The 22,806-nt window shown below is 73.5% G+C and carries 24 protein-coding genes; 17 read left to right on the forward strand and 7 right to left on the reverse strand.

The genetic code is table 11. The annotated features are described in order from the left end of the window. Positions 1-118: 118 nt before the first annotated feature. Positions 119-1,477, forward strand: coding sequence for a phosphoglucosamine mutase (gene glmM / locus AB0F03_RS17145; RefSeq protein ID WP_361991963.1), 1,359 nt, complete (start codon positions 119-121; stop codon positions 1,475-1,477). Positions 1,478-1,528: 51 nt separating this feature from the next. Here glmM and AB0F03_RS17150 read toward each other — a convergent pair whose 3' ends face one another. From AB0F03_RS17150 to AB0F03_RS17165, 4 genes are all read right to left on the reverse strand, one after another. Next, complete coding sequence (locus AB0F03_RS17150) at positions 1,529-2,458, reverse strand: DUF389 domain-containing protein (protein WP_361991966.1); 930 nt, start codon at positions 2,456-2,458, stop codon at positions 1,529-1,531. A 22-nt stretch (positions 2,459-2,480) separates the two neighbouring features. After that, a complete protein-coding gene (coaA, locus tag AB0F03_RS17155; RefSeq protein ID WP_356818838.1) occupies positions 2,481-3,449 on the reverse strand; it encodes a type I pantothenate kinase in 969 nt (322 codons plus the stop codon). Between the two features lie 196 nt (positions 3,450-3,645). Continuing rightward, on the reverse strand, positions 3,646-3,837 hold the full coding sequence (locus AB0F03_RS17160; protein WP_361991969.1) for a hypothetical protein: 192 nt from the start codon (positions 3,835-3,837) through the stop codon (positions 3,646-3,648). A gap of 4 nt (positions 3,838-3,841) precedes the next feature. Then, on the reverse strand, positions 3,842-4,018 hold the full coding sequence (locus tag AB0F03_RS17165) for a hypothetical protein (protein WP_361991971.1): 177 nt from the start codon (positions 4,016-4,018) through the stop codon (positions 3,842-3,844). Between the two features lie 290 nt (positions 4,019-4,308). On the opposite strand from AB0F03_RS17165, the gene glmS reads away from it, so the two are divergent. Then, positions 4,309-6,156 (forward strand): glutamine--fructose-6-phosphate transaminase (isomerizing), encoded by a 1,848-nt coding sequence (glmS, locus tag AB0F03_RS17170; protein ID WP_361991974.1) that lies wholly within the window; start codon positions 4,309-4,311, stop codon positions 6,154-6,156. 59 nt (positions 6,157-6,215) lie between these two features. Here glmS and AB0F03_RS17175 read toward each other — a convergent pair whose 3' ends face one another. Together AB0F03_RS17175 and AB0F03_RS17180 are read right to left on the reverse strand one after the other, a co-directional pair. Continuing rightward, entirely contained in the window at positions 6,216-6,566 is a 351-nt protein-coding gene (locus AB0F03_RS17175; RefSeq protein WP_361991977.1) for a hypothetical protein, read from the reverse strand. A gap of 101 nt (positions 6,567-6,667) precedes the next feature. Next, positions 6,668-7,450: an SDR family oxidoreductase gene (locus tag AB0F03_RS17180; RefSeq protein WP_361991980.1), complete on the reverse strand. Its 783-nt coding sequence runs from the start codon at positions 7,448-7,450 to the stop codon at positions 6,668-6,670. A gap of 120 nt (positions 7,451-7,570) precedes the next feature. Between AB0F03_RS17180 and AB0F03_RS17185 the strand changes: the two genes are divergently transcribed. The 7 genes from AB0F03_RS17185 (at position 7,571) to AB0F03_RS17215 (ending at position 13,998) form a co-directional block, all read left to right on the forward strand. Then, the gene (locus AB0F03_RS17185; protein WP_361991983.1) at positions 7,571-7,942 is read left to right on the forward strand and encodes a holo-ACP synthase; all 372 of its coding nucleotides are present in this window, start codon (positions 7,571-7,573) and stop codon (positions 7,940-7,942) included. A 54-nt stretch (positions 7,943-7,996) separates the two neighbouring features. After that, positions 7,997-9,442, forward strand: coding sequence for an NAD(P)H-hydrate dehydratase (locus tag AB0F03_RS17190; RefSeq protein WP_361991986.1), 1,446 nt, complete (start codon positions 7,997-7,999; stop codon positions 9,440-9,442). 268 nt (positions 9,443-9,710) lie between these two features. Then, positions 9,711-10,601 carry a L,D-transpeptidase gene (locus tag AB0F03_RS17195; RefSeq protein ID WP_361991989.1) on the forward strand — a complete coding sequence of 297 codons (891 nt, stop codon included), beginning with the start codon at positions 9,711-9,713 and terminating at the stop codon, positions 10,599-10,601. Between the two features lie 48 nt (positions 10,602-10,649). Continuing rightward, the gene (alr, locus tag AB0F03_RS17200) at positions 10,650-11,819 is read left to right on the forward strand and encodes an alanine racemase (protein WP_361991992.1); all 1,170 of its coding nucleotides are present in this window, start codon (positions 10,650-10,652) and stop codon (positions 11,817-11,819) included. A gap of 122 nt (positions 11,820-11,941) precedes the next feature. Beyond that, positions 11,942-13,210 (forward strand): alpha/beta hydrolase, encoded by a 1,269-nt coding sequence (locus AB0F03_RS17205; protein WP_361991995.1) that lies wholly within the window; start codon positions 11,942-11,944, stop codon positions 13,208-13,210. Continuing rightward, the gene (tsaE, locus tag AB0F03_RS17210; protein WP_361991998.1) at positions 13,167-13,688 is read left to right on the forward strand and encodes a tRNA (adenosine(37)-N6)-threonylcarbamoyltransferase complex ATPase subunit type 1 TsaE; all 522 of its coding nucleotides are present in this window, start codon (positions 13,167-13,169) and stop codon (positions 13,686-13,688) included. Before AB0F03_RS17205 ends, tsaE begins: the two co-directional genes overlap by 44 nt. Positions 13,689-13,818: 130 nt before the next feature. Next, complete coding sequence (locus tag AB0F03_RS17215; protein ID WP_361992001.1) at positions 13,819-13,998, forward strand: hypothetical protein; 180 nt, start codon at positions 13,819-13,821, stop codon at positions 13,996-13,998. Positions 13,999-14,024: 26 nt separating this feature from the next. On the opposite strand, the gene AB0F03_RS17220 is transcribed toward AB0F03_RS17215, so the two are convergent. Further along, positions 14,025-14,585: a hypothetical protein gene (locus tag AB0F03_RS17220; RefSeq protein WP_361992003.1), complete on the reverse strand. Its 561-nt coding sequence runs from the start codon at positions 14,583-14,585 to the stop codon at positions 14,025-14,027. A gap of 113 nt (positions 14,586-14,698) precedes the next feature. On the opposite strand from AB0F03_RS17220, the gene tsaB reads away from it, so the two are divergent. The 8 genes from tsaB (at position 14,699) to AB0F03_RS17260 (ending at position 22,786) form a co-directional block, all read left to right on the forward strand. Next, the gene (tsaB, locus tag AB0F03_RS17225; RefSeq protein WP_361992006.1) at positions 14,699-15,355 is read left to right on the forward strand and encodes a tRNA (adenosine(37)-N6)-threonylcarbamoyltransferase complex dimerization subunit type 1 TsaB; all 657 of its coding nucleotides are present in this window, start codon (positions 14,699-14,701) and stop codon (positions 15,353-15,355) included. Positions 15,356-15,384: 29 nt separating this feature from the next. After that, positions 15,385-15,882, forward strand: a complete 498-nt coding sequence (rimI, locus tag AB0F03_RS17230) for a ribosomal protein S18-alanine N-acetyltransferase (protein WP_361992208.1) — start codon at positions 15,385-15,387, stop codon at positions 15,880-15,882. Beyond that, entirely contained in the window at positions 15,875-16,966 is a 1,092-nt protein-coding gene (gene tsaD / locus AB0F03_RS17235; protein WP_361992009.1) for a tRNA (adenosine(37)-N6)-threonylcarbamoyltransferase complex transferase subunit TsaD, read from the forward strand. The genes rimI and tsaD overlap by 8 nt, the downstream gene beginning before the upstream one ends. Continuing rightward, a complete protein-coding gene (locus tag AB0F03_RS17240; protein WP_361992012.1) occupies positions 16,963-17,232 on the forward strand; it encodes a hypothetical protein in 270 nt (89 codons plus the stop codon). Before tsaD ends, AB0F03_RS17240 begins: the two co-directional genes overlap by 4 nt. A gap of 368 nt (positions 17,233-17,600) precedes the next feature. Next, positions 17,601-18,500 (forward strand): NAD-dependent protein deacetylase, encoded by a 900-nt coding sequence (locus tag AB0F03_RS17245; RefSeq protein ID WP_361992015.1) that lies wholly within the window; start codon positions 17,601-17,603, stop codon positions 18,498-18,500. Positions 18,501-18,619: 119 nt separating this feature from the next. After that, complete coding sequence (locus AB0F03_RS17250; protein WP_361992018.1) at positions 18,620-19,651, forward strand: LacI family DNA-binding transcriptional regulator; 1,032 nt, start codon at positions 18,620-18,622, stop codon at positions 19,649-19,651. A 90-nt stretch (positions 19,652-19,741) separates the two neighbouring features. Next, entirely contained in the window at positions 19,742-21,100 is a 1,359-nt protein-coding gene (locus AB0F03_RS17255; protein WP_361992021.1) for an endo-1,4-beta-xylanase, read from the forward strand. A gap of 297 nt (positions 21,101-21,397) precedes the next feature. Beyond that, positions 21,398-22,786 (forward strand): FG-GAP-like repeat-containing protein, encoded by a 1,389-nt coding sequence (locus AB0F03_RS17260; protein ID WP_361992023.1) that lies wholly within the window; start codon positions 21,398-21,400, stop codon positions 22,784-22,786. Positions 22,787-22,806 lie beyond the last annotated feature (20 nt).

Raw genomic sequence — 22,806 nt, forward strand, 5'->3', positions numbered from 1 at the left:
GCCAAGGGCGTATAACGACACAAGACGCTCAGAGGCTTGTGTGATCGGATGCCGAGGCGTCTGCCACCCGACGCGGCACCCCTCCGCTTCCGACAATGACGTTTCCTCAGGAGGACAAGTGGGACGACTCTTCGGCACGGACGGCGTGCGCGGTGTCGCCAACGCGGATCTGACGGCCGAGATGGCGCTCGCCCTCTCGGTCGCCGCGGCGCACGTACTGGCCGAGGCGGGCACCTTCGAGGGCCACAAGCCGACGGCGGTGGTCGGACGGGACCCGCGGGCGTCCGGCGAATTCCTGGAGGCGGCGGTCGTGGCCGGCCTGGCCAGCGCCGGCGTCGACGTCCTGCGTGTCGGGGTGCTCCCGACCCCCGCGGTGGCGCATCTCACCGGCGCGCTCGGCGCCGACCTCGGCGTGATGCTTTCCGCCAGCCACAACGCCATGCCTGACAACGGCATCAAGTTCTTCGCCCGCGGCGGCCAGAAACTCGCCGACGAGCTGGAGGACCGGATCGAGTCGGTCTACGAGTCCCACCGGCACGGCGAGCCCTGGCAGCGGCCGACGGGCGCCGGGGTGGGCCGCGTGCGGTCGTACGAGGAGGGCTCCGAGCAGTACATCGCCCACCTGCTGTCGGTCCTGCCCAACCGGCTCGACGGACTGAAGATCGTCCTGGACGAAGCGCACGGCGCGGCCTCGGGGGTCTCGCCGGAGGCGTTCGCCCGGGCGGGTGCCGAGGTCATCACCCTCGGCGCCGAGCCGGACGGGCTCAACATCAACGACGGCTACGGTTCCACCGACCTGGCCCAGCTGAAGGCCGCGGTCGTCGCGCACGGCGCGGACCTCGGTGTCGCGCACGACGGGGACGCCGACCGCTGCCTGGCCGTGGACCACACCGGCGCGGAGGTCGACGGCGACCAGATCCTCGCCGTCCTCGCGCTGGCGATGCGGGAGCGCTCCGCGCTGCGCTCCGACACCGTGGTCGCCACCGTGATGTCCAACCTGGGCTTCAAGCTGGCCATGGAGCGGGCGGGCATCCGGCTCGTGCAGACGGCCGTGGGCGACCGGTACGTGCTCGAGGAGCTGAAGGAGCACGGGTACGCCCTCGGCGGCGAGCAGTCCGGGCACGTGATCATCCTCGACCACGCCACCACCGGCGACGGCACGCTGACCGGCCTGCTGCTGGCGGCGCGGGTCGCGGCGAGCGGCCGCACGCTGCGGGAGCTGGCGTCCGTGATGGAGCGGCTCCCGCAGGTACTCGTCAACGTGCCCGACGTGGACAGGTCGCGGGTGGGCACCTCCGCGGATCTCGCCGCCGCCGTCGCCGAGGCGGAGCGGGAACTGGGGGAGACCGGACGGGTCCTGCTGCGCCCCTCCGGCACCGAACCGCTGGTCCGCGTGATGGTCGAGGCCGCGGACATCGACCAGGCCCGGGCGGTCGCCGGGCGGCTGGCCGACGCGGTGAAGTCGGCGCTGGGCTGACGCCGGGCAGAGGTGCCGGGGCGCCGCCGGTCGGCGGCGCCCCGGCACCTCTCAGGCCGGCTGGCCCCGCCGTCGCCAGAAGAACTTCTGGGCGAGCAGCGTCAGCGTCCCGGCGACGATGATGCCGATCAGGTTCAGCAGCAGCTGTTCCGAGGAACGCGCCGCCTGGTGGGTGTCGCTGTAGACCAGGGCCACGGCCGCGTTCGCGGCGGCGGGCACGGTCGTCACCGAGATGGCGACGCCGACCAGGGCACCCGACTTGGCGGACGTCAGCGACAGGGTGCCCGCGATCCCGGCGAGCACCGCCACGACGAACGAGAACCAGTCCGGGGCGTAGATGAAGCCGGTGTTGGGCCGGTCGCCCTCCAGCTGGGACTTGTGGAACAGGCCGACCGCGTCCATGAACAGGCTGAACGCGGACGTCAGCGCCATGGCCGCCGCGAAGCCCACCACCAGCGCGATCACCGACCGCCACGCCAGGCGTGGACGGCGCCGGACCAGGGCCGTGCAGATGCCGGCCAGCGGACCGAACTCCGGTCCCACCGCCATCGCGCCCACGATCAGGATGGCGTTGTCCAGCACCACACCGCAGGCCGCGATCATCGTGGCCAGTGTGATGAACGCTACATAGGTGAACGACAGCGTCGACTCCTCGTGGGTGGCCTCGGTCAGGCCCTCCCACAGCACCGCGTCCGCGCCCTCGCCCGGTGCCGCCTTCTCCGCCTCGTCGGCCCGGCGGGACAAGGAGAGGTCGATGCTCTCGACGGCGATCGAGCCGGTGTCGTCCAGGCCCAGGCGCCGCAGCCCGGCGATGAGCCCGTCACCCGCCTCGCGGGCCACGTCGCACAGGACGACGTCCCCGGCCGGGTCACGGGCGGTACCCGGCAGCACGACGAGGTGGGCGGTGCCGACCGTCTCCTCGATCAGCCGGACCACCTCGCCGGTCCGCTCCTTCGGGGTGATCAGACGCAGATGCAGCATGCGCCCCATCTAACAGGGCGGTTCACAGCTTGCGCAGGCGCAGGCGCTGCACCGTGTGGTCCGCACCCTTGCGCAGGATGAGACCGGCCCGGCCGCGGGTCGGGGCGATGTTCTCCACCAGGTTCGGCTTGTTGATGGTCCGCCACAGCATGCGGGCGTAGTCCACGGCCTCCTCCTCGGAGACCTGGGTGTACTTGCGGAAGTACGACGACGGGTCCTGGAAGGCCGTGCGGCGCAGCTTCCGGAAGCGGTTGAGGTACCAGCGCTCGATGTCCTCGGCGCTCGCGTCGACGTACACGCTGAAGTCGAAGTAGTCGGCGAGACCGACCCGGGTCCGGCCGTCCTTGCCGGGCAGCGCGGGCTGGAGGACGTTCAGGCCCTCCACGATCAGGATGTCGGGCCGGCGGACGGTCAGCTTCTCGCCCGGCACGATGTCGTAGATGAGGTGGGAGTAGACCGGCGCGGACACCTCGGCCTTGCCCGCCTTGATGTCGGCGACGAAGCGGGTGAGGGCCCGGCGGTCGTAGGACTCGGGGAACCCCTTCCGCGACATCAGGCCGCGGGCCTCCAGCTCCCGGGTGGGCAGCAGGAAGCCGTCGGTCGTCACCAGTTCCACCCGCGGGTGCTCGGGCCAGCGGGAGAGCAGGGCCTGGAGCAGCCGGGCGACGGTGGACTTGCCCACGGCCACCGAGCCGGCCACGCCTATGACGAACGGGGTGCCGGACTGGGAGCCCTTCTCACCGAGGAAGGTGTTCAGCGCCCCTCTCAGGCCGTCCGTGGCGCCGACGTAGAGGTTGAGGAGCCGGGAGAGCGGGAGGTAGATGTCCCGCACCTCGTCCAGGTCGATGACGTCGCCGAGACCGCGCAGCTTCTCCACCTCCTCGGCGGTGAGCGGCAGCGGAGTCTTGTCGCGCAGCGCGCTCCACTCGGCGCGGGTGAGGTCGACGTAGGGAGTCGCCTCCGGCCTGTGCCGGTGGGCGCTCCGGGGCATCGGGGAGACCGGTGAGATCACAGTCCATTGTTAACGGAGTCTGAACGGGGTGGCGGGGTGGGGTACGTCACGTGGGAGCTGAGGCTCAGGTCTGTCTGGGGCGAGTTGCCGTCTCGCTCGCGCTGCCGTCGGCCCGCTCCCACCAGAAGGCGGTTCCCCTCCCGGTCGCCGGGAGGGGAACCGCGAGGGGCTCGGATCAGCTTGTCGCGGCGGCGTCCTCGACGGCCCTCACCAGGCCGTTGGCGAGCTCGAACGCATTTTCGCGGTAGAAGCCCAGCTGGGTGTTGAAGGCCTCCTCGGACGCGAACATGCTGTGCACGGACAGGAGGACGGCGTGCAGGATGTGCAGTTCGCCGAGCGAGAGAACCACTTCGTCGCCACCGCGCAACTTGTCATGAAGCTCCTCGAGTTGCTCTCTGCCGCATCCCGCCCACACGGTGAGGGCGGGTTCGCCTTCCCGTCGATAGGCGAGCCTCGCCGTCACAGTTGTGGACGAGAACCGGCGTGGTGCCGGCGAGCACGTAGAAGGTGTGCAGGTCGTCGACCGTGAGGTCCGAGGGCGGAACCATGGTCTGGAACGCAACGAGGCATTCCTTTCTTGTCGCAGGGGTGCGTGGCCGGACGGGCCGCCGAGGAGCCGGAGGACGGAGAACGGTGACGTGCTGTCGTCCTCAGCAGGCTTGCGTTCTGTGCGCGGGGGTGCCGTCTGTGTCCGGCCGGACCGCGAGGAGATGGCCGATTTCCGCCCACGAGAAGTCGCCCGCCCGGACACCCGCCGGCGTCGCGTTCCGCTGTGGATTTCCGATTTCGGGCACGCGCTGACGGTTTCGTGCCGTCATCCGCCCGTAGGCTGCCGCTCATGTGCGGAATCGTGGGATACGTAGGGTCGCAGTCGGCGCTCGATGTCGTGATGGCCGGGCTGAAGAGGCTGGAGTACCGGGGGTACGACTCGGCGGGTGTCGCCGTGCCGGCGGACGGCGGGCTGGCCGCGGCGAAGAGGGCCGGGAAACTGGTCAACCTGGAGAAGGAACTGGTCGACCGGCCGCTGCCGGCGGGCTCGACCGGCATCGGGCACACGCGCTGGGCCACGCACGGCGGCCCCACGGACGCCAACGCCCACCCGCACCTGGACAACGCGGGCCGGGTCGCCGTCGTCCACAACGGCATCATCGAGAACTTCGCCGCGCTGCGGACCGAACTGGCCGAGCGGGGGCACGAGCTGACCTCCGAGACGGACACCGAGGTGGTCGCCCACCTCCTCGCCGAGGAGTTCTCGGTGACCGCCGACCTGGCCGAGGCCATGCGGCTGGTGTGCCGGCGGCTGGAGGGAGCGTTCACGCTCGTCGCGGTGCACGCCGACGAGCCGGACGTGGTCGTCGGCGCGCGCCGCAACTCCCCGCTCGTGGTGGGCGTGGGGGAGGGCGAGGCGTTCCTGGCCTCCGATGTCGCCGCGTTCATCGCCCACACGCGCTCCGCGATCGAACTGGGCCAGGACCAGGTGGTGGAGCTGCGCCGCGACGGTGTCACGGTGACCGGTTTCGACGGCCGCCCGGCCGACGTCCGCTCCTACCACGTGGACTGGGACGCCTCCGCCGCCGAGAAGGGCGGTTACGACTACTTCATGCTCAAGGAGATCGCCGAGCAGCCCAAGGCGGTCGCCGACACCCTGCTCGGACGCATCGACCCCGTCGGCTCGCTGACCCTGGACGAGGTGCGGATCAGCCCCTCCGAGCTGCGAGAGATCGACAAGGTCGTGATCGTCGCCTGCGGTACGGCCTTCCACGCCGGCCTGATCGCCAAGTACGCCATCGAGCACTGGACGCGGATCCCGTGCGAGGTGGAGCTGGCCAGCGAGTTCCGCTACCGGGACCCCATCCTCGACGCGCAGTCGCTGGTGATCGCGATCTCCCAGTCCGGCGAGACCATGGACACCCTCATGGCGCTCCGGCACGCGCGCGAGCAGGGCTCCAAGGTGCTGGCGATCTGCAACACCAACGGCTCGACGATCCCCCGTGAGTCGGACGCGGTGCTGTACACGCACGCGGGTCCCGAGGTCGCCGTCGCCTCCACGAAGGCGTTCCTGACCCAGCTGGTCGCCTGCTACCTGGTCGCCCTGTACCTGGGCCAGGTCCGCGGCACCAAGTGGGGCGACGAGATCCAGGACGTGGTCAGGGAGCTGTCCCGGATCTCGGTGGAGGTCGAACGGGTCCTGGAGACCATGGAGCCGGTGCGCGCGCTGGCCCGCACGCTGGCCGACAAGAACACGGTGCTCTTCCTCGGCCGGCACGTGGGCTACCCGGTGGCGCTGGAGGGCGCGCTCAAGCTGAAGGAACTCGCCTACATGCACGCCGAGGGCTTCGCGGCGGGCGAGCTGAAGCACGGCCCGATCGCGCTGATCGAGGAGGACCTGCCGGTGGTGGTGGTCGTGCCGTCACCGCGCGGCCGGTCCGTCCTGCACGACAAGATCGTGTCCAACATCCAGGAGATCCGGGCGCGGGGCGCGCGGACGATCGTGATCGCGGAGGAGGGGGACGAGACGGTGGTGCCGTACGCCGACCACCTGATCCGGATCCCGGTCACGCCGACGCTGCTCCAGCCGCTGGTGGCCACGGTGCCGCTCCAGGTCTTCGCGTGCGAACTGGCGACGGCGCGGGGCAACGAGGTGGACCAGCCCCGGAACCTGGCGAAGTCGGTGACGGTGGAGTGAACGGCCAAGGGGCGAACGGCCGGCCGCCGTTCGCCCCTTGCCCGACCGGTCCGCGTGGGTCACCAGTTGATGCAGGTCTTCGGGACCCAGCCGTCCTTCTTGTCGCCGCCGTAGTACCACAGGTTGCTCTTCTTGCCGCAGGCCGTGTACGAACCGCCCTTGTAGGCCTTGCCGTCGTTGCAGACCCCGCCCTTCTTGCCCTTGCCCCAGATGCCGACGGCCGTGGCCGTCGTCTTCGGCGAGGTGCGGACGTTGACGGTCTCCTTGGCCTTGACGTTGACGATCGCCTTGCTGCAGTCCCTCGGCAGCGTGGCCGCGGCGGCGGTGCCGGCGGTGGCGACGGCGCCGGTGAGGGCCGTGCCGATGAGGGCGACGGTGGTGAGTGCGGTGCCCAGAGACTTCAACTTCAAGGCGGATTCCTCCCGTTGTGCGCGATGGCGTCCGTGCGGACACGGATCACCGGACACCAGGAAGACTAAGGCCCGCGAACCCCTGTCATGATCGCGGGGTTTCAGTGCACCGAGAAGCCGCCGTCCACGTGGATCGACTGGCCCGTGACGTAGCCGGAGGCGCGGCTCGCGAGGAAGACGGCGGCGCCCTCGAAATCCTCGGCGAGGCCGTTGCGGCCGGCCATGGTACGCGCGGCCAGCGCCGACACCTTCCCGGGGTCGGCCGACAGCCGGGCGTTGAGCGGGGTCATCACGAAGCCCGGCACGAGCGTGTTGCAGGTGACCCCGTACGGCGACCAGGCCTCCGCCTGCGAGCGCGCCAGTGACTCCAGCCCGCCCTTCGAGACGCCGTACGCGCCGCTGTGCACGAACGCCCGGTGTGCCTGCTGGGAGCTGATGTGGATGATCCGGCCGAAGCCCCGCCCGGCCATACCCGGCCCGAACCGCTGCCCCAGCAGGAACGGGGCCTCCAGGTTCACCGCCAGCGTGGCGTCCCACACCTCCTCGTCCAGCTCGCCCATCGGCGGACGCAGGTTGATCCCGGCGGAGTTGACCAGGATGTCCGGCTCCCCGAAGACCCCCGCCGCCTCCTCGGCGACCGCGCGCACGCCCTCCCGGGACCCCAGGTCACCGCTGACCCAGGCCGCCCGGCAGCCCTCGGCGGCCAACTCGGCGACGGTCGCGGTCAGCTGTTCCTCGCCGCGCGCCACGACCACCACCCGTGCCCCGGCCCGCGCCAGCGCACCGGCCACGGCCCGGCCGATACCGGAAGTGCCGCCGGTCACCAGGGCGGTGCGGCCGTCGAGGGAGAACAGCTGCGAGAGGTACGAGGGGGAGGAAGGCATGGCGGAAGCGTAGGCGAGCGCGGGGGAGCGGTACGGCGGCCGGCTCGGGTGCGGGTGGCCGGGCACGCCGTTCCGTCGCGGTGGACGGACCGGCGGGGCCGTGGTCGTAGGGTGCACGGCATGAGCATCATCGGGGTGGGCATCGACGTCGCCGAGATCGACCGGTTCCGGGCGTCCCTGGAGCGGACCCCCGGGCTGGCCGACCGGTTGTTCGTGGAGCGCGAGCTGCTGCTGCCCAGCGGGGAACGGCGCGGGATCGCCTCGCTCGCGGCGCGGTTCGCCGCCAAGGAGGCGCTGGCGAAGGCGCTGGGGGCGCCGCCCGGGCTGCACTGGACCGACGCCGAGGTGTTCGTGGAGGCCAGCGGGCAGCCCCGGCTGCGGGTGAAGGGGACCGTGGCCGCGCGGGCCGCGGAGCTGGGCGTGCGGGCGTGGCATGTGTCGCTCAGTCACGACGCGGGCATCGCCTCGGCCGTGGTGGTCGCCGAGGGCTGACCCGTGCGGCGGTCCGGGTGTGGGCGGCGGGGATTCCGGGGCAGACTCGGTGCCATGCGTACTGCGTACAGCGTGGAGACGGTAAGGGCGGCCGAACGGGTGCTGCTGGCGCGGCTGCCGGAGGGCGCGCTGATGCAGCGGGCCGCCGCCGGGCTGGCCGCCGCCTGCGCCGGACTGCTCGGACGGGTGTACGGCAGCCGGGTGGTGCTGCTGGTCGGCAGCGGGGACAACGGCGGGGACGCCCTGTACGCGGGGGCGCGGCTGGCGCGGCGCGGGGCCGGGGTCACCGCCGTACCGCTGTCGCCCGGCCGGGTCCACCACGCGGGGCTCGCCGCCCTGCGGCGGGCGGGCGGCGCGGTCGCCGCCGCCGAGGCCGCCGAGGACCTGATCCTGCGGGCCGACCTCGTCGTGGACGGGATCGTCGGCATCGGCGGCAAGGGCGGGCTGCGGCCCGACGCCGAGCGGCTCGCCGGGACGGTGGCGCGGTCCCGGGCCGCCGTCGTGGCCGTGGACCTGCCCAGCGGGGTCGACGCGGACACCGGGGAGGTGCGGGGGGCCGCGCTCCGGGCCGACCTGACCGTCACCTTCGGCACGTACAAGCCGGGACTGCTGGTGGACCCCGCACGGGAGTACGCCGGCGTCGTGCGGCTCGTCGACATCGGGCTGGAGCCGCCCGCCGTACCCGAACTGGAGGCCCTGCAACACGCCGACGTGGCCCGGCTGTTGCCGGAACCGGCGGCGGAGAGCGACAAGTACCGGCGCGGGGTCGTCGGGATCGCCGCCGGGTCGGCACGCTATCCGGGGGCCGCCGTGCTGGCCGTGTCCGGGGCGCTGCGGGGCGGGGCGGGGGCCGTACGGTACGTCGGCCCGGCCGGGGACGCGGTCCTCGCGCGCTTCCCCGAGACCCTCGTCTCCGACGCCGGTCCCGCCGCGGCCGGGCGGGTGCAGGCCTGGGTGGTGGGGCCGGGCGCCGGTGACGACGCGGCGACCGTGGCGGAGGTGCTGGCGACGGACGTACCGGTGCTGCTGGACGCGGACGGGCTGCGGCTGGCCGGGCGGGAGGCGGTACGGGGGCGTACGGCGCCGACGCTGATGACCCCGCACGCGGGCGAGGCCGCCGCGTTGCTCGGGGTACGGCGGGAAGAGGTCGAGGGCGCCCGGCTGGCCGCGGTGCGGGAGCTGGCGGGGCGGTACCGGGCGACGGTGCTGCTGAAGGGGTCGACGACGCTGGTCGCCGACTCCGGGGGCGGGCCGGTGCGGGTGAACCCCACGGGGACGCCGTGGCTGGCCACCGCGGGCAGCGGGGATGTGCTGTCCGGGCTGGCGGGGTCGCTGCTGGCGTCGGGGCTGGCCGCGGTGGACGCGGCGAGCGCGGGCGCGTACCTCCACGGCCTGGCGGGCCGCCTCGCAGCCGGTGGCCCCCACCCCCACGGCGCCCCGACAGCCGCCCACGACATCGCGTCCCACATCCCCCAGGCCTGGCAGAACACCCGAACCTGACCCCCGACCTCACCCCCTCAGGGGCGCGGGGAACGGCACGCCCAGCCACGACGTCCCCGCACCCGCCCCCGCAGGCCCCCGAGTCACCCCCGGCCCACCCCAACCCCCTCAGGGGCGCGGGGAACTGCGCGACCAGCCACGAAGGCCCCGCACCCGACACCCCGCCCCGGCACCCAACTGCCCCGCCCGCCGCCAGGCGTCCGCCCCCCGGGTGACCCCCTCCGCGCGGCACCCCCATCCCCGCGGCTCCCCGCGTTTGGCTGATTGCATGATCAGCGGACGACTTGTGTACCGGGGTATCGCGGTGCTGCTCGCCGCCGGCACGGCATTCCCGGTGGCCGGCAGCCCCGGCACGGCCGTGGCCGCCGTAGCCGCCGTACGCGCCGTACCCACCCCCCGCAGCCCGGACATCCCCCCGGAGCCACCCGCCCCCGGCCCGGCCCCCGGCTCCGCCCGTGCCACCGCCCCCCTGTCCGACCTCGTCCCCGGTGTGCCGCCGAGCCCCGCGCAGCCCGGGCAGATCGACACGCCCGACCAGGCTCTGCCGCCGAGGGTGCATGCCGTCGCCAAGGTGACGTGCACCAGGCGGACCGGCCCGTACCAGCGGCAGGTCGAGCGATGGCTGAAACTGAAGGTGGACGGCAGACAGTCCGCCTCCGACTGCAAGACGATCCGCGCGTTCCAGATCGCGTACCGGATCAAGCCGGCCGGCGGGTTCGCCGGACCCGTCACCTGGTCGACGATGATGCTGATCTCGGCCGGGAAGAACCCGAACGCCGCCGGGAAGTGCCCGGTACGGTCCTACCGGGTCGCCTGTGTCGATCTGGACCGCCAGCTCACCTGGGTGCAGAAGGGCTCCCGGGTGGTGTTCGGTCCGGTGCCGATGCGCAGCGGAGGCAGGGGCCACGTCACCCGCAAGGGCTGGCACACCGTGTACTGGCGGCACAAGAACCACGTGTCGACCCTGTACGGCCAGGCCATGCCGTACGCCCAGTTCTTCGACGGCGGCCAGGCCTTCCACGCCGTGCACGGCAGCATCCACACCACCGCCGGCTCCATGGGCTGTGTGAACCTCAGGCTCGCCGACGCACGCACGCTGTGGGGCGTGCTGAAGAAGGGTGACCGCGTCTTCGTGTGGGGGCGCAGGGCGGGTACCTGACACGGCGCCCGGAGCCCGTACGGCCCCCTCTGAGACACTGGGGGCGCCATGAGTGAGACTTCAGCTGTGCCGACCGCATCCCTGCGGGCCCGCGCCGAGATCGATCTGGGCGCCCTGCGCGCCAACGTGCGGGCCCTGCGCGCCCGCGTGGGGGGCGCCGGCGTGATGGCCGTCGTCAAGTCCGACGGGTACGGCCACGGAGCGGTGCCCTGTGCGCGCGCCGCCCTCACGGCGGGCGCGTCCTGGCTCGGCACGGCCACCGCCGAGGAGGCCCTCGCGCTGCGCGCGGCCGGGCTGCCGGGCCGGATCCTGTGCTGGCTGTGGGTGCCGGGCGGGCCCTGGCGGCAGGCGATCGAGGCGGACATCGACGTGTCGCTGAGCGGCATGTGGGCCCTGCGGGAGGTCACCGCCGCCGCCCGGGAGGCCGGGCGGGTCGCGCGGGTGCAGCTCAAGGCCGACACCGGGCTCGGCCGCAACGGCTGCCAGCCCGGCGAGGACTGGGCCGCCCTGGTCGCCGAGGCGCTGCGTGCCGAGGCCGCGGGCCTGGTCCGCGTCACCGGCCTGTGGTCGCACTTCGCGTGCGCCGACGAGCCAGGTCACCCGTCCGTCGCCGCGCAGCTCGGCCGGTTCCGGGAGATGGTGGCCGACGCCGAGGAGCGGGGCGTACGGCCCGAGGTGCGGCACATCGCCAACTCGCCGGCCGCCCTCACCCTGCCCGAGTCCCATTTCGACCTGGTCCGCACGGGCATCGCCCTGTACGGGATCTCGCCCAGCCCCGAGTTGGGCACCCCGGCCGACCTCGGACTGCGCCCGGTGATGACGCTCAGCGCGTCGCTGGCCCTGGTCAAGCGGGTGCCCGGCGGGCACGGCGTGAGCTACGGCCACCACTACGTCACCCCCGGTCCGACGACGCTCGGCCTGGTGCCGGTCGGCTACGCGGACGGCATCCCGCGGCACGCCTCCGGCACCGGTCCGGTGCTGGTCGACGGCAAGTGGCGGACGGTCGCCGGGCGGGTCGCCATGGACCAGTTCGTGGTGGACCTCGGCGGTGACGAGCCGCCGGTGGGGGCGGAGGCGGTGCTGTTCGGGCCCGGTGACCGGGGGGAGCCGACCGCCGAGGACTGGGCGCAGGCGTGCGGCACGATCGCGTACGAGATCGTCACGCGCATCGGAACGCGCGTTCCCCGCGTCCATGTGAACGGGCAGCAACCCGGGTAACCCGTTCGGGAGCGGCATCCCCGGACCGTCCGTCAGGCGGTCCCGCGAGTCCTGCACGAGCACAGGGGCACCATCCGTTTCACCCCACGAGCGAACTGTTGTACGGCGAAGAGGAGCGGTACGTGAGCGAGAGCACCGCGGAGGTCGTGGCCGACGTCGTCGCCTCGGCGGCAGCCGCCTCCGCCGCGGGGGCGGCCGGGAGCTGGCGCAGGGCGACCGGCGTCGCCGGCACCGCGATAGGCGTCCTCGCCGCGGGCGCGGCGGCCGGTGTCGCCATCGAGCGGATGACGGTCGGGCGCGGGATGCGCCGCCGGGCCCGGCTGGCGCTGGACTCCACCGGGCCGTACGGCACCCTGCGCGGGACCCCCGGCAAGGCGTACGCCGACGACGGCACCGAGCTGTACTACGAGGTCGACGACACCGAGCCCGACGTGGGCCCGGACGTCTCCCCGCGCCGGCGCCGGCTCTTCGGCCGCAAGGCGCCCGCCCCGGTCACCGTCGTCTTCTGCCACGGCTACTGCCTCAGCCAGGACTCCTGGCACTTCCAGCGGGCCGCCCTGCGCGGGGTGGTGCGCACCGTGCACTGGGACCAGCGCAGCCACGGGCGGTCCGCGCGGGGCGTGGCCCAGACCCGGGACCGGGTGCCGCTGACCATCGACCAGCTCGGCCGCGACCTCAAGGCCGTGCTCGACGCCGCCGTACCGGAAGGGCCGGTGGTGCTGGTCGGCCATTCCATGGGCGGCATGACCGTCATGGCCCTCGCCTCCCAGTACCCCGAGCTGATCCGGGAACGGGTCGTCGCCACCGTCTTCGTGGGGACGTCGTCCGGGCGGCTCGGCGAGGTCAACTTCGGGCTGCCGGTGGCCGGTGTCAACGCGGTGCGCCGGATCCTGCCCGGGGTGCTCAGGGCGCTGGGGCAGCAGGCGGAGCTGGTGGAGCGGGGGCGCCGGGCCACCGCCGACCTGTTCGCCGGGATCATCAAGCGGTACTCGTTCGCCGGGCGCGACGTCGACCCGGCGGTGGAACGGTTCGCCGAGCGGATGATCGAGTCGACGCCGATCGACGTGGTCGCCGAGTTCTACCCGGCCTTCACCGACCACGACAAGACCGATGCCCTCGCATGCTTCCGGGACATGCCCGTGCTGGTGCTGGCCGGGGTGCGGGACCTGGTCACGCCGAGCGAGCACAGCGAGGCCATCGCCGACCTGCTCCCGGACGCCGAGCTGGTGCTCGTGCCGGACGCCGGGCACCTGGTGATGCTGGAGCACCCGGAAGTGGTCACCGACCGCCTCGCCGACCTGCTCACCCGCGCGGGCGCGGTACCCGCAGGAGCTACCGTAAGTGGCTATGGAACGACCAGCAGCACCCCTGGCACCGCACCGAAGCGCTGAGACCCGGCTGACGGTCACCTCGCCCGAGCAGATGCGGGAGCTGGGCCGTCGGCTCGCCGCGCTGCTGCGCGCGGGTGACCTGGTGATGCTCACCGGGGAACTGGGCGCGGGCAAGACCACGCTGACCCGCGGGCTCGGCGAGGGCCTGGGCGTGCGCGGCGCGGTCACCTCGCCGACGTTCGTCATCGCCCGGGTGCATCCCCCCCTCGGCGGCGGCCCGCCCCTGGTCCATGTGGACGCCTACCGGCTCTCCGGCGGTCTGGACGAGATGGAGGACCTGGACCTCGACGTCTCCCTGTCGGACTCGGTGATCGTCGTGGAGTGGGGCGAGGGCAAGGTCGAGGAGCTGACCGAGGACCGGCTCCAGGTCGTCATCCACCGCGCCGTCGGCGACACCACCGACGAGGTGCGGCACGTGACCCTGGCGGGGCTGGGGGAACGGTGGTCCGGCGCCGGTCTGGACACGCTGTCCGGCTGAGGCCGCGGCGGACTTCCCGACAAGCTGTCGGCACCGTATTGCGCGGGACGTCCCGGGCGTGGTCACATGGTATCCAGCCCGTGGTTAGGTGTACCTAACTACGCCCGCCCCCGCACTCCAGGAGGCGTCCATGACCGCAGCCCGGCCCCCGCACCGGCCCGCCGTGCCCGCCGGGGTGTCCATGCGCGATCTGCTGGCGTCGTGCGCCGCCGCGGACGCCGTCTCCCGGCCGCCGCGGGACCCGGAACCGCGCCGGAACCCGGAGCCCGCGGTCCTGCCCGTGCGGGAGGCCCACCCCCGGGCGGCCTGAGGGGCGCCCCGGCGGCCGGGAGCGCGCTAGCGGATCACGACCACCCGTACGCCGATCGTCGCGAACCGCCACATCGCGTCCCCGTCCTCCCGGTTCTCCCTGATCCCGCCCGTCCTCACCCCCGGGTCGGCCGCCGGACCGGTGCCGTCGCCCACCGCCGCGCTGAAGCCGATCGCCACGCCCTGCACGCTGGTGAAGCGCACCACGTGCTCGACGGGCCGGCCGTCGGTCCCGATGACCGCGTGGGAGCGGGAGGTCACCCAGTAGGTGCCGGGCGGCGGGTCCACGTTCCCCGGGCGCACCGGGAACGTGCGCTGCATCCGGCCGCGGTCGTCGACCAGCCAGACCCGGTCGTCGTCCACCGAGTACACCACCCGTTCACCCGTACCGGAGCCGCCCGGCAGGGCGGTCGGGTTGTGCCGGTCCCGGGGTGCCTTGGACGCGGACGCCGAGGGGGACGCGTGCGCGGCGGGCGTGCCGCCCAGGGCCGCCGGGGCGGTCGTCTGGGCCCGGTAGGCGAGGAGACCGACCGTGCCGAGGGCCGCGACGGTGAGGGCGGTCACGGCTGCCGAGCTGGTCCCTGCCACGTGCGCCCACCTCTGCTTCATCCGATATGTCGTACTTCGTACAGACCGTAGCAGTCGGTGACCGTACGACCCGGACGGCCATGCGGGCGGCGCGGGCGCCGTAGGCTGTTCGCGTGCTCTTGCTCGCTCTGGATACCGCAACACCCGCCGTCACCGTCGCGCTGCACGACGGCACCGACGTCATCGCCTCGTCGAGCCAGGTGGACGCGCGCCGGCACGGAGAGCTGCTGCTGCCGGCCGTCGACCGCGTGCTCACCCGGGCCGGACTGAAGCTGGAGGCGGTCACCGGGATCGTCGTCGGCACCGGTCCCGGCCCCTACACCGGTCTGCGCGTCGGCCTGATGACCGCGGACACCTTCGGCCTCGCACTCGGCGTCCCGGTGTACGGCGTGTGCACGCTCGACGGCCTCGCCCACGCCGCAGGCATCGCGACGGGCCCCTTCGTCGTGGCGACCGACGCCCGGCGCAAGGAGGTCTACTGGGCCACGTACGCCGACCCCCGAACCCGCCTGACCGGCCCGGCCGTCGACCGCCCGGCCGACATCGCCGGACAGGTCGCCGGACTCCCGGCGGCCGGCGCCGGCGCGCTGCTCTACCCGGACACGTTCCCGGACGCCCACGAGCCCGAGCACGCGTCCGCCGCCTCCCTCGCCTCGCTCGCCGCCGAGAAGCTGGCCGCGGGCGAGGAACTCCCGGCGCCCCGGCCGCTGTACCTGCGCCGGCCCGACGCCCAGGTCCCCAAGAACTACAAGGTGGTCACCCCCAAGTGACACAGCCGGCAGCCCCCGTCCTGCGCGAGATGCGCTGGTGGGACATCGACCCGGTCCTGGTGCTGGAGAAGGACCTCTTCCCCGAGGACGCCTGGTCCCGGGGCATGTTCTGGTCCGAACTGGCCCACTCCCGGGGCCCCGACGCCACCCGGCGCTACCTCGTGGCCGAGTCCGGCGGCCGTGTCGTCGGCTACGCCGGCCTCGTCGCCGCCGGTGACCAGGCCGACGTCCAGACCATCGCCGTCGCCCGCGACCACCAGCGCACCGGCCTCGGCGCCCGCCTGCTCACCGAGCTGCTGCGCGCCGCGACCGCGTTCGAGTGCGACGAGGTGATGCTCGAGTGCCGGGTCGACAACGTCCGCGCCCAGAAGCTCTACGAGCGCTTCGGCTTCGCCCCCATCGGCTTCCGGCGCGGCTACTACCAGCCGGGCAACGTCGACGCCCTGGTGATGCGCCTGACCACGGAACCCGGCAGCGGCTCCGCCGCGGGCTCCGCCCCCGTACAAGGAACCGATATCAATGACTGACGAACCCCTCGTCCTCGGCATCGAGACCTCCTGCGACGAGACCGGCGTCGGCATCGTCCGCGGCACCACCCTGCTGGCGGACGCCATCGCCTCCAGCGTCGACGAGCACGCCCGCTTCGGCGGCGTCGTGCCCGAGGTGGCGTCCCGGGCGCACCTGGAGGCGATGGTCCCCACCATCGACCGCGCGCTGAAGGAGGCGGGCGTCTCGGCCCGCGACCTCGACGGCATCGCGGTCACCGCCGGCCCCGGACTCGCGGGTGCGCTGCTCGTCGGCGTCTCGGCGGCCAAGGCGTACGCCTACGCCCTCGGCAAGCCCCTGTACGGCGTCAACCACCTCGCCTCGCACATCTGCGTGGACCAGCTGGAGCACGGCCCGCTGCCCGAGCCGACGATGGCCCTGCTGGTCTCCGGCGGCCACTCCTCGCTGCTGCTGTCCTCGGACATCACCTCCGACGTCCGCCCGATGGGCGCGACCATCGACGACGCGGCCGGCGAGGCCTTCGACAAGATCGCCCGCGTGCTGAACCTGGGCTTCCCCGGCGGCCCGGTCATCGACCGGTACGCCAAGGAGGGCGACCCGAAGGCCATCGCCTTCCCGCGCGGCCTGACCGGCCCGCGCGACCCGGCGTACGACTTCTCCTTCTCGGGTCTGAAGACGGCCGTGGCCCGCTGGATCGAGGCCCGGCGCGCGGCCGGCGAGGACGTCCCGGTGCGCGATGTGGCCGCGTCCTTCCAGGAGGCCGTCGTCGACGTCCTCACCCGCAAGGCCGTCCGCGCCTGCAAGGACGAGGGCGTCGACCACCTGATGATCGGCGGCGGGGTGGCCGCCAACTCCCGGCTGCGCGCCCTCGCCCTGGAACGCTGCGAGGCGGCCGGCATCCGGCTGCGCGTGCCCCGCCCCAAGCTGTGCACGGACAACGGCGCGATGGTGGCCGCGCTCGGCGCCGAGATGGTCGCCCGCAACCGGGTCCCCTCTGCCTGGGACCTGTCGGCCGACTCCTCCCTGCCGGTGACCGACCCGCACGTCCCGGGCCACGGCCACGATCACGTGCACGAGGTCGGCGAGGAGAACCTGTACTCGTGACCGTCGCGCTGATGTGGGAGGCGCGGGCCGCCGCGGGCCGCGGGGAGGACCTGCTGGCCTGGGTCCGCGGACAGGCCCTGACCCCCGGGCCGGCGCGGCGCGAGACCTTCCGCGCGCCGCAGGACCGGGTGCTGGTCGTCACGTGGTGGGACGCGCCGTACGACGCCCCGCTGCCCGAGCTGCCCGAGCCGGACGCGGATCTGGTGACCCGCGCCGTGCACCGCTGGCGGTTCGAGGCGGTGACGGACGGCGGCGCGGACGGCTGAGCGGCCGGGTTGATCCTTCCGGCCGGACTGCGCTATGATCATCACACAGCGAACGGCCGGAACACCGGCCCGGACGCAGTGCGTTGGTGGTCCAAGGAAAGACGTCCCGCTTCCTGCGGGGAGATGCAGGTGCAAGGCCTGCCCGGCGCTCCACTCGATACCCCGCCCCCGGGTTCCCGGAGGCGGGGTATCGGCGTTACGCCCCCCGGCCGACGGAAGTCCGCGGTGCCGCGCCCGGTTGTCGTGCTCCGAGCAGCCCCGTCACCGCCACCCACTGCGACGACCCGGCCGCCCTCGCCGTCTGTGCCGGGAACCTGTCTGGGTCTCGACGCCCTCTAGGAGTGCGGCGCGTTCCGTACCCTGGCGGCATGCGCATGCGCCCCACTCTGAGCTGGACCCCCACCGAGGACCTGCCCGCGGGCACCACGGACCCGGAGCCGGTCGCCGCCGCGCTGGACGCCGGCGGTGTGCTGGTGCTCAGCGGGGCGGGCATCTCCACGGAGTCGGGCATCCCCGACTACCGGGGCGAGGGCGGAAGCCTGAGCCGGCACACCCCGATGACCTACCAGGACTTCACCGCCGACGCCGGGGCCCGGCGCCGGTACTGGGCGCGCAGCCACCTCGGCTGGCGCACGTTCGGCAGCGCCCGGCCCAACGCCGGGCACCGGGCCGTGGCCGCCTTCGGGCGGCACGGCCTGCTCTCCGGAGTGATCACCCAGAACGTCGACGGCCTGCACCAGGCCGCGGGCAGCGAGGGCGTCGTGGAACTCCACGGCAGCCTGGACCGCGTCGTCTGCCTTTCCTGCGGCACTCTCGGCCCGCGCCGCGAACTCGCCCGGCGGCTGGAGGAGGCCAATCCGGGCTTCGAGCCGGTGGCCGCCGGGATCAACCCGGACGGTGACGCGGACCTCAGCGACGAACAGGTCGGCGACTTCCGGGTGCTGCCCTGCACGGTGTGCGGGGGCATCCTCAAACCGGACGTGGTGTTCTTCGGCGAGGCCGTTCCGCCCCAGCGGGTGGAGCACTGCCGGGAGCTGGTCCGGGCCGCGTCCTCGCTGCTGGTCCTCGGGTCCTCGCTGACGGTGATGTCCGGGCTCCGGTTCGTCCGCCAGGCGGCCGAGGCCGGGAAACCGGTGCTGATCGTCAACCGGGACCCGACCCGCGGCGACCGGCACGCCCTCACCCGGGTCGCGCTGCCCCTGGGAGCGGCCCTCACCACCGTGGCCGGCCGGCTGGGCCTGCCCGTCGAGGACCGAGCAGCGGCCTGAACCCGCCATGGTGGAGTCCTCCGCACCGAATATTTCTGATTACACAGCGAATGTTGCGGGCGCCCACGTTACGGGCGTGACCCTTCGTCGCGACGGGCACCGGGGTTACGATCGCGGGCATGAAGCCTTCGAAGCCCGCAGAGACGCAGACGGCGACCCTCGCCGAGATCGCCCGTGAGGCCGGGGTGTCCGCTCCGACTGTTTCGAAGGTCCTCAACGGCCGGGCCGACGTCGCCCCCGCCACCCGCGCCCGCGTCGAGGATCTGCTGCGCGCCTACGGCTACCGGCGCCGGCGCGCCGAGGCCTCCCGGTCGCCGCTGATCGACCTCGTCTTCCACGAGCTGGAGAGCGCCTGGGCGATGGAGGTCATCCGGGGCGTGGAGAACGTGGCCCGGGACGCGGGTCTGAGCGTCGTCCTGTCCGAGTCGGCCGGGCGGCTCACCCCGGGCCGGACCTGGGCCGACCAGGTCGCCGCCCGCCGCCCGCACGGCGTGGTGCTGGTGCTGTCCGGGCTCGACGAGTCCCAGCGGGCGCTGCTGACCAGCCGGTCCATCCCGTTCGTGGTGATGGACCCGGCCGGCGACCCGGGCCCGGACGTGCCCTCGATCGGCGCCACCAACTGGCAGGGCGGGCTGGCGGCCACCCGGCACCTGGTGGAACTCGGCCACACCCGGATCGGCGCGATCAGCGGCCCGTCCCGGATGATGTGCAGCCGGGCCCGGGTCGACGGCTACCGGGCGGCCCTGGAGACGGCCGGCGTGTCCGTGGACCCCTCGCTCGTCGTGACCGGCGACTTCCACCACGACGCCGGCTACCGCCTGGGCCTGAAGCTGCTGCGCCGCCCGGACCGGCCGACCGCCGTCTTCGCGGGCAACGACCTCCAGGCGCTCGGCCTGTACGAGGCCGCCCGCGAACTCGGCCTGCGCGTCCCGGAGGACCTGAGCGTCGTCGGCTTCGACGACCTGCCGGTGGCCCGCTGGGTGGGCCCGCCGCTCACGACCGTACGGCAGCCGCTGACCGAGATGGCCGAGGCCGCGGCCCGGCTGGTGCTGGAGCTGGGGCGCGCCGAGGGGGAGCGGGCGGCGACCCGGGTGGAGCTGGCGACGAGTCTGGTGGTGCGGTCGAGCACGGCGGCGCCCGCCGCGGTCTGAGGGCCGCGGTGTATTGACGGGTGCCGGACACCACCCCACACTGCTCCGAGTCAATCGGTTGTTCGACCGAAACTTTCGGAGGCACCCGCCATGAGATCTCTGAGGGCCGGTTTACCCCTCGCATCCCTCGCATCCCTGCTGACCGGCGCCGCGCTGCTGTTCACCGCGCCCGCCGCGCACGCCGCCGACCCCCCGCTGCGCGACCTCGCGGCGGCGAAGGGCAAAGTCGTCGGCACCGCCGTCACCGGCTCCCGGCTCACCGGGGCCTACGGCGACATCGCCGGAAGCCAGTTCGGTTCGCTCACCCCCGGCAACGCCATGAAGTGGGAGACCGTCGAGCCCACCCGGGGCAGCTTCAACTGGACCGAGGCCGACCAGATCGTGGCGTTCGCCCAGGCCCATGACCAGCAGGTGCGCGGCCACACCCTGGTCTGGCACAGCCAGAACCCGGGCTGGCTCACCAACGGCACCTGGACCCCCGCCCAGCTCGGCGGCCTGCTCCAGAACCACATCAGCACCGAGGTCGGCCGCTACAAGGGCAAGATCGCCGCATGGGACGTCGTCAACGAACCCTTCAACGAGGACGGCACCTACCGCTCCGACCTCTGGTACAACGGCCTCGGCCCGGGTTACATCGCGAACGCCCTGACCTGGGCGCACGCGGCCGACCCGGACGCCAAGCTGTACATCAACGACTACAACGTCGAGGGCGTCAACGCGAAGTCCACCGCCCTGTACGACCTGGTGAAGTCCCTCAAGGCGCAGGGCGTGCCGATCGGCGGCGTCGGCCTCCAGGCCCATCTGATCCTCGGCCAGGTGCCGTCGACGCTCCAGCAGAACATCCAGCGCTTCGCCGACCTGGGCGTCGACGTGGCGATCACCGAGCTGGACGTCCGCATGCAGCTGCCGGCCGACAGCACCGAGCTCGCCCAGCAGGCGGCCGACTTCAAGTCCGTCGTGGCCGCCTGCACGGCCGTGACCTGCTGCGCCAACGTCACCGTCTGGGGCTTCACCGACGCCGACTCGTGGGTGCCGGGCACCTTCCCGGGCTACGGGGCGGCGACCCCGTACGACGAGAACTACCAGCCCAAACCGGCGTACCACGGCATCGCGGAGGCGCTCGGCGGCTCCACCACCACCCCGCCCCCGGGTCCCGGTGCCTGCACCGCCGCGTACACCGTCACCAGCCAGTGGAACGACGGCTTCACCGGGCAGGTGAAGATCTCCTGCTCCGGCGCCTCGCTGTCCTCGTGGAAGGTGGGCTGGAGCTACGGCGCGGGCCAGCGGATCACCCAGGCCTGGAACGCCGCCTGCACCCAGTCGGGGACGACCGTGTCGTGCGCCAACGCCTCCTACAACGGCGCCGTCCCGGACGGCGGTTCGGTGACCTTCGGGTTCAACGCCTCCTGGAGCGGCAGCAATCCGGTGCCGGCGGTGACACTGGGATGAGCGGCGGGCCGGCGGCCGGTGATGGCTGAGGACCGCCGGCCCCGCCCCGGCGGGCGTTCTGGTGCCGGGCCCGGCGGCGGGCTGTGGAAGAGCGCCGGGGCCGCGGGGGCGACGAGTTCGCGGCCGCGTGCAACCCCGGGTCACGCGGGTTCCGTGCAGGACGTGGGGAGAAGCGGACCGGCGGCCGGGACGCGTCCGCGCCGCAGCCGCTCGCCGACGCCGGCAGTCGCACAACCCTCCGGGCGGCCCCCGGGTCTCCTGCGGTGACCAAGTCGCCGTACATCAGGGGGTTTCCCGTTGTTCCGCCTGCGTTCGCACGCCCGTTGGGCGCTGCCACTGTCCCTGGGGCTGACCGCCCTCACCGTCACCGTCCCGGCCGCGTCCGCCGCCCCGTCCGGGGCGAGCCCGTCCAAGGCCGCACCGGCCCGTGACGACTTCAACGGCGACGGATACGCCGACCTGGCCGTCGGGGCCCCGAACGCCACCGTCGGCGGGCGGGCCGGGGCGGGCTACGTCGCCGTGATGTACGGCGGCCCGCACGGCCTGTCCACCGGTCACCGCGCGATCCTCAGCCGGGCCACCGCGGGCATCCCCGGCGACCCCGTCAAGGGACAGGGCTTCGGACAGCAGATCTCCGAGGGCGACCTGGACGGCGACGGCTACGCGGACCTCGTCGTCGGCAGCCGTTCGCCGCGGGACGGCGGGGCCGTCGTCTGGGGCGGGCCGCGCGGACTGTCCGGCGGCAGGCAGATCCCGGCCACCGACACCCAGACCGGTGACTTCGACGGCGACGGGCGCCTCGACCTCGCCGTGTTCAGCGCCGGTTCCGGCGGGGGCGACGACCCGGCCGGCACCACCGCCACGATCTGGAAGGGCCCGCTCAAGCGCACCGGCACCCCGGCCGCGCGGACCCCGCTCGACCCCGACCACCTCCAGTACATCGACATCCGCGACGGCGACACCGGCGACATCAACGGCGACGGCCGCACCGACCTGGTGCTGACCGGCTACTGCGGCGACGGCAACGATTGCAGCGTGCTCTACCTGAGCGGTCCCGGCGGCCTCACCCGTGTCACCGACCTGCACCCGGGCGGTGACGGCGCGGCCGCCATCGGCGACCTCGACGGCGACGGGTACGACGACCTCGTCACCGGGTTCCAGAACGACAACGCGGTCTGGGTGATGTACGGCGGCGCCGCCGGGCTGGGCGGCCGGGACACCTGGAAGCGGTTCACGCAGGACACGCCCGGCGTCCCCGGCAGCCGGGAGGGGACCGACAAGTTCGGCCGGTCGGTCGCGGTCGGCGACATCACCGGTGACGGCATCGACGACCTCGCGGTCGGCGCGCCCGACGAGAACGGCGAGGGAGTGGTGGACGTGCTGCGCGGCAGCCGCTCCGGACTGACCGGCGCCGGCGCCCAGGCGTTCGGCCAGAACACCGAGGGCGTCCCCGGCACCGCCGAGCAGTCCGACTCCTTCGGGTACGTGGTCCGGCTGCTCGACATCAACGGCAACGGCCACGCCGACCTGGCCGCCGCCGCCCCCGGCGAGGACGGCGGCAACGGCGCGGTCTGGGTGCTGCGCGGACGCCCCTCGGGCCTGACCACGGACGCGGCCCTGGCCTTCGGCGGCAAGGCCGTGCGGGCGCCGTACACGAAGGCGGCGTTCGGCTTCGAGCTGCGGTAGCGCGGGGCCGGCGGGGCGGC

The sequence above is a fragment of the Streptomyces sp. NPDC028722 genome, assembly GCF_040637655.1.
Lineage (GTDB): Bacteria > Actinomycetota > Actinomycetes > Streptomycetales > Streptomycetaceae > Streptomyces.

Bases quoted from the DNA above. Each gene is read 5' to 3' on its own strand.
- AB0F03_RS17255 (WP_361992021.1), top strand. From the start codon at position 19,742: ATGAGATCTCTGAGGGCCGGTTTACCCCTCGCATCCCTCGCATCCCTG.
- glmS (WP_361991974.1), top strand. From the start codon at position 4,309: ATGTGCGGAATCGTGGGATACGTAGGGTCGCAGTCGGCGCTCGATGTC.
- rimI (WP_361992208.1), top strand. From the start codon at position 15,385: ATGCGCTGGTGGGACATCGACCCGGTCCTGGTGCTGGAGAAGGACCTC.
- AB0F03_RS17150 (WP_361991966.1), bottom strand. From the start codon at position 2,458: ATGCTGCATCTGCGTCTGATCACCCCGAAGGAGCGGACCGGCGAGGTG.
- AB0F03_RS17250 (WP_361992018.1), top strand. From the start codon at position 18,620: ATGAAGCCTTCGAAGCCCGCAGAGACGCAGACGGCGACCCTCGCCGAG.
- AB0F03_RS17245 (WP_361992015.1), top strand. From the start codon at position 17,601: ATGCGCATGCGCCCCACTCTGAGCTGGACCCCCACCGAGGACCTGCCC.
- AB0F03_RS17165 (WP_361991971.1), bottom strand. From the start codon at position 4,018: ATGGTTCCGCCCTCGGACCTCACGGTCGACGACCTGCACACCTTCTAC.
- AB0F03_RS17190 (WP_361991986.1), top strand. From the start codon at position 7,997: ATGCGTACTGCGTACAGCGTGGAGACGGTAAGGGCGGCCGAACGGGTG.
- AB0F03_RS17180 (WP_361991980.1), bottom strand. From the start codon at position 7,450: ATGCCTTCCTCCCCCTCGTACCTCTCGCAGCTGTTCTCCCTCGACGGC.
- tsaD (WP_361992009.1), top strand. From the start codon at position 15,875: ATGACTGACGAACCCCTCGTCCTCGGCATCGAGACCTCCTGCGACGAG.
- AB0F03_RS17215 (WP_361992001.1), top strand. From the start codon at position 13,819: ATGACCGCAGCCCGGCCCCCGCACCGGCCCGCCGTGCCCGCCGGGGTG.
- AB0F03_RS17195 (WP_361991989.1), top strand. From the start codon at position 9,711: ATGATCAGCGGACGACTTGTGTACCGGGGTATCGCGGTGCTGCTCGCC.
- tsaE (WP_361991998.1), top strand. From the start codon at position 13,167: ATGGAACGACCAGCAGCACCCCTGGCACCGCACCGAAGCGCTGAGACC.
- AB0F03_RS17185 (WP_361991983.1), top strand. From the start codon at position 7,571: ATGAGCATCATCGGGGTGGGCATCGACGTCGCCGAGATCGACCGGTTC.
- alr (WP_361991992.1), top strand. From the start codon at position 10,650: ATGAGTGAGACTTCAGCTGTGCCGACCGCATCCCTGCGGGCCCGCGCC.
- coaA (WP_356818838.1), bottom strand. From the start codon at position 3,449: ATGCCCCGGAGCGCCCACCGGCACAGGCCGGAGGCGACTCCCTACGTC.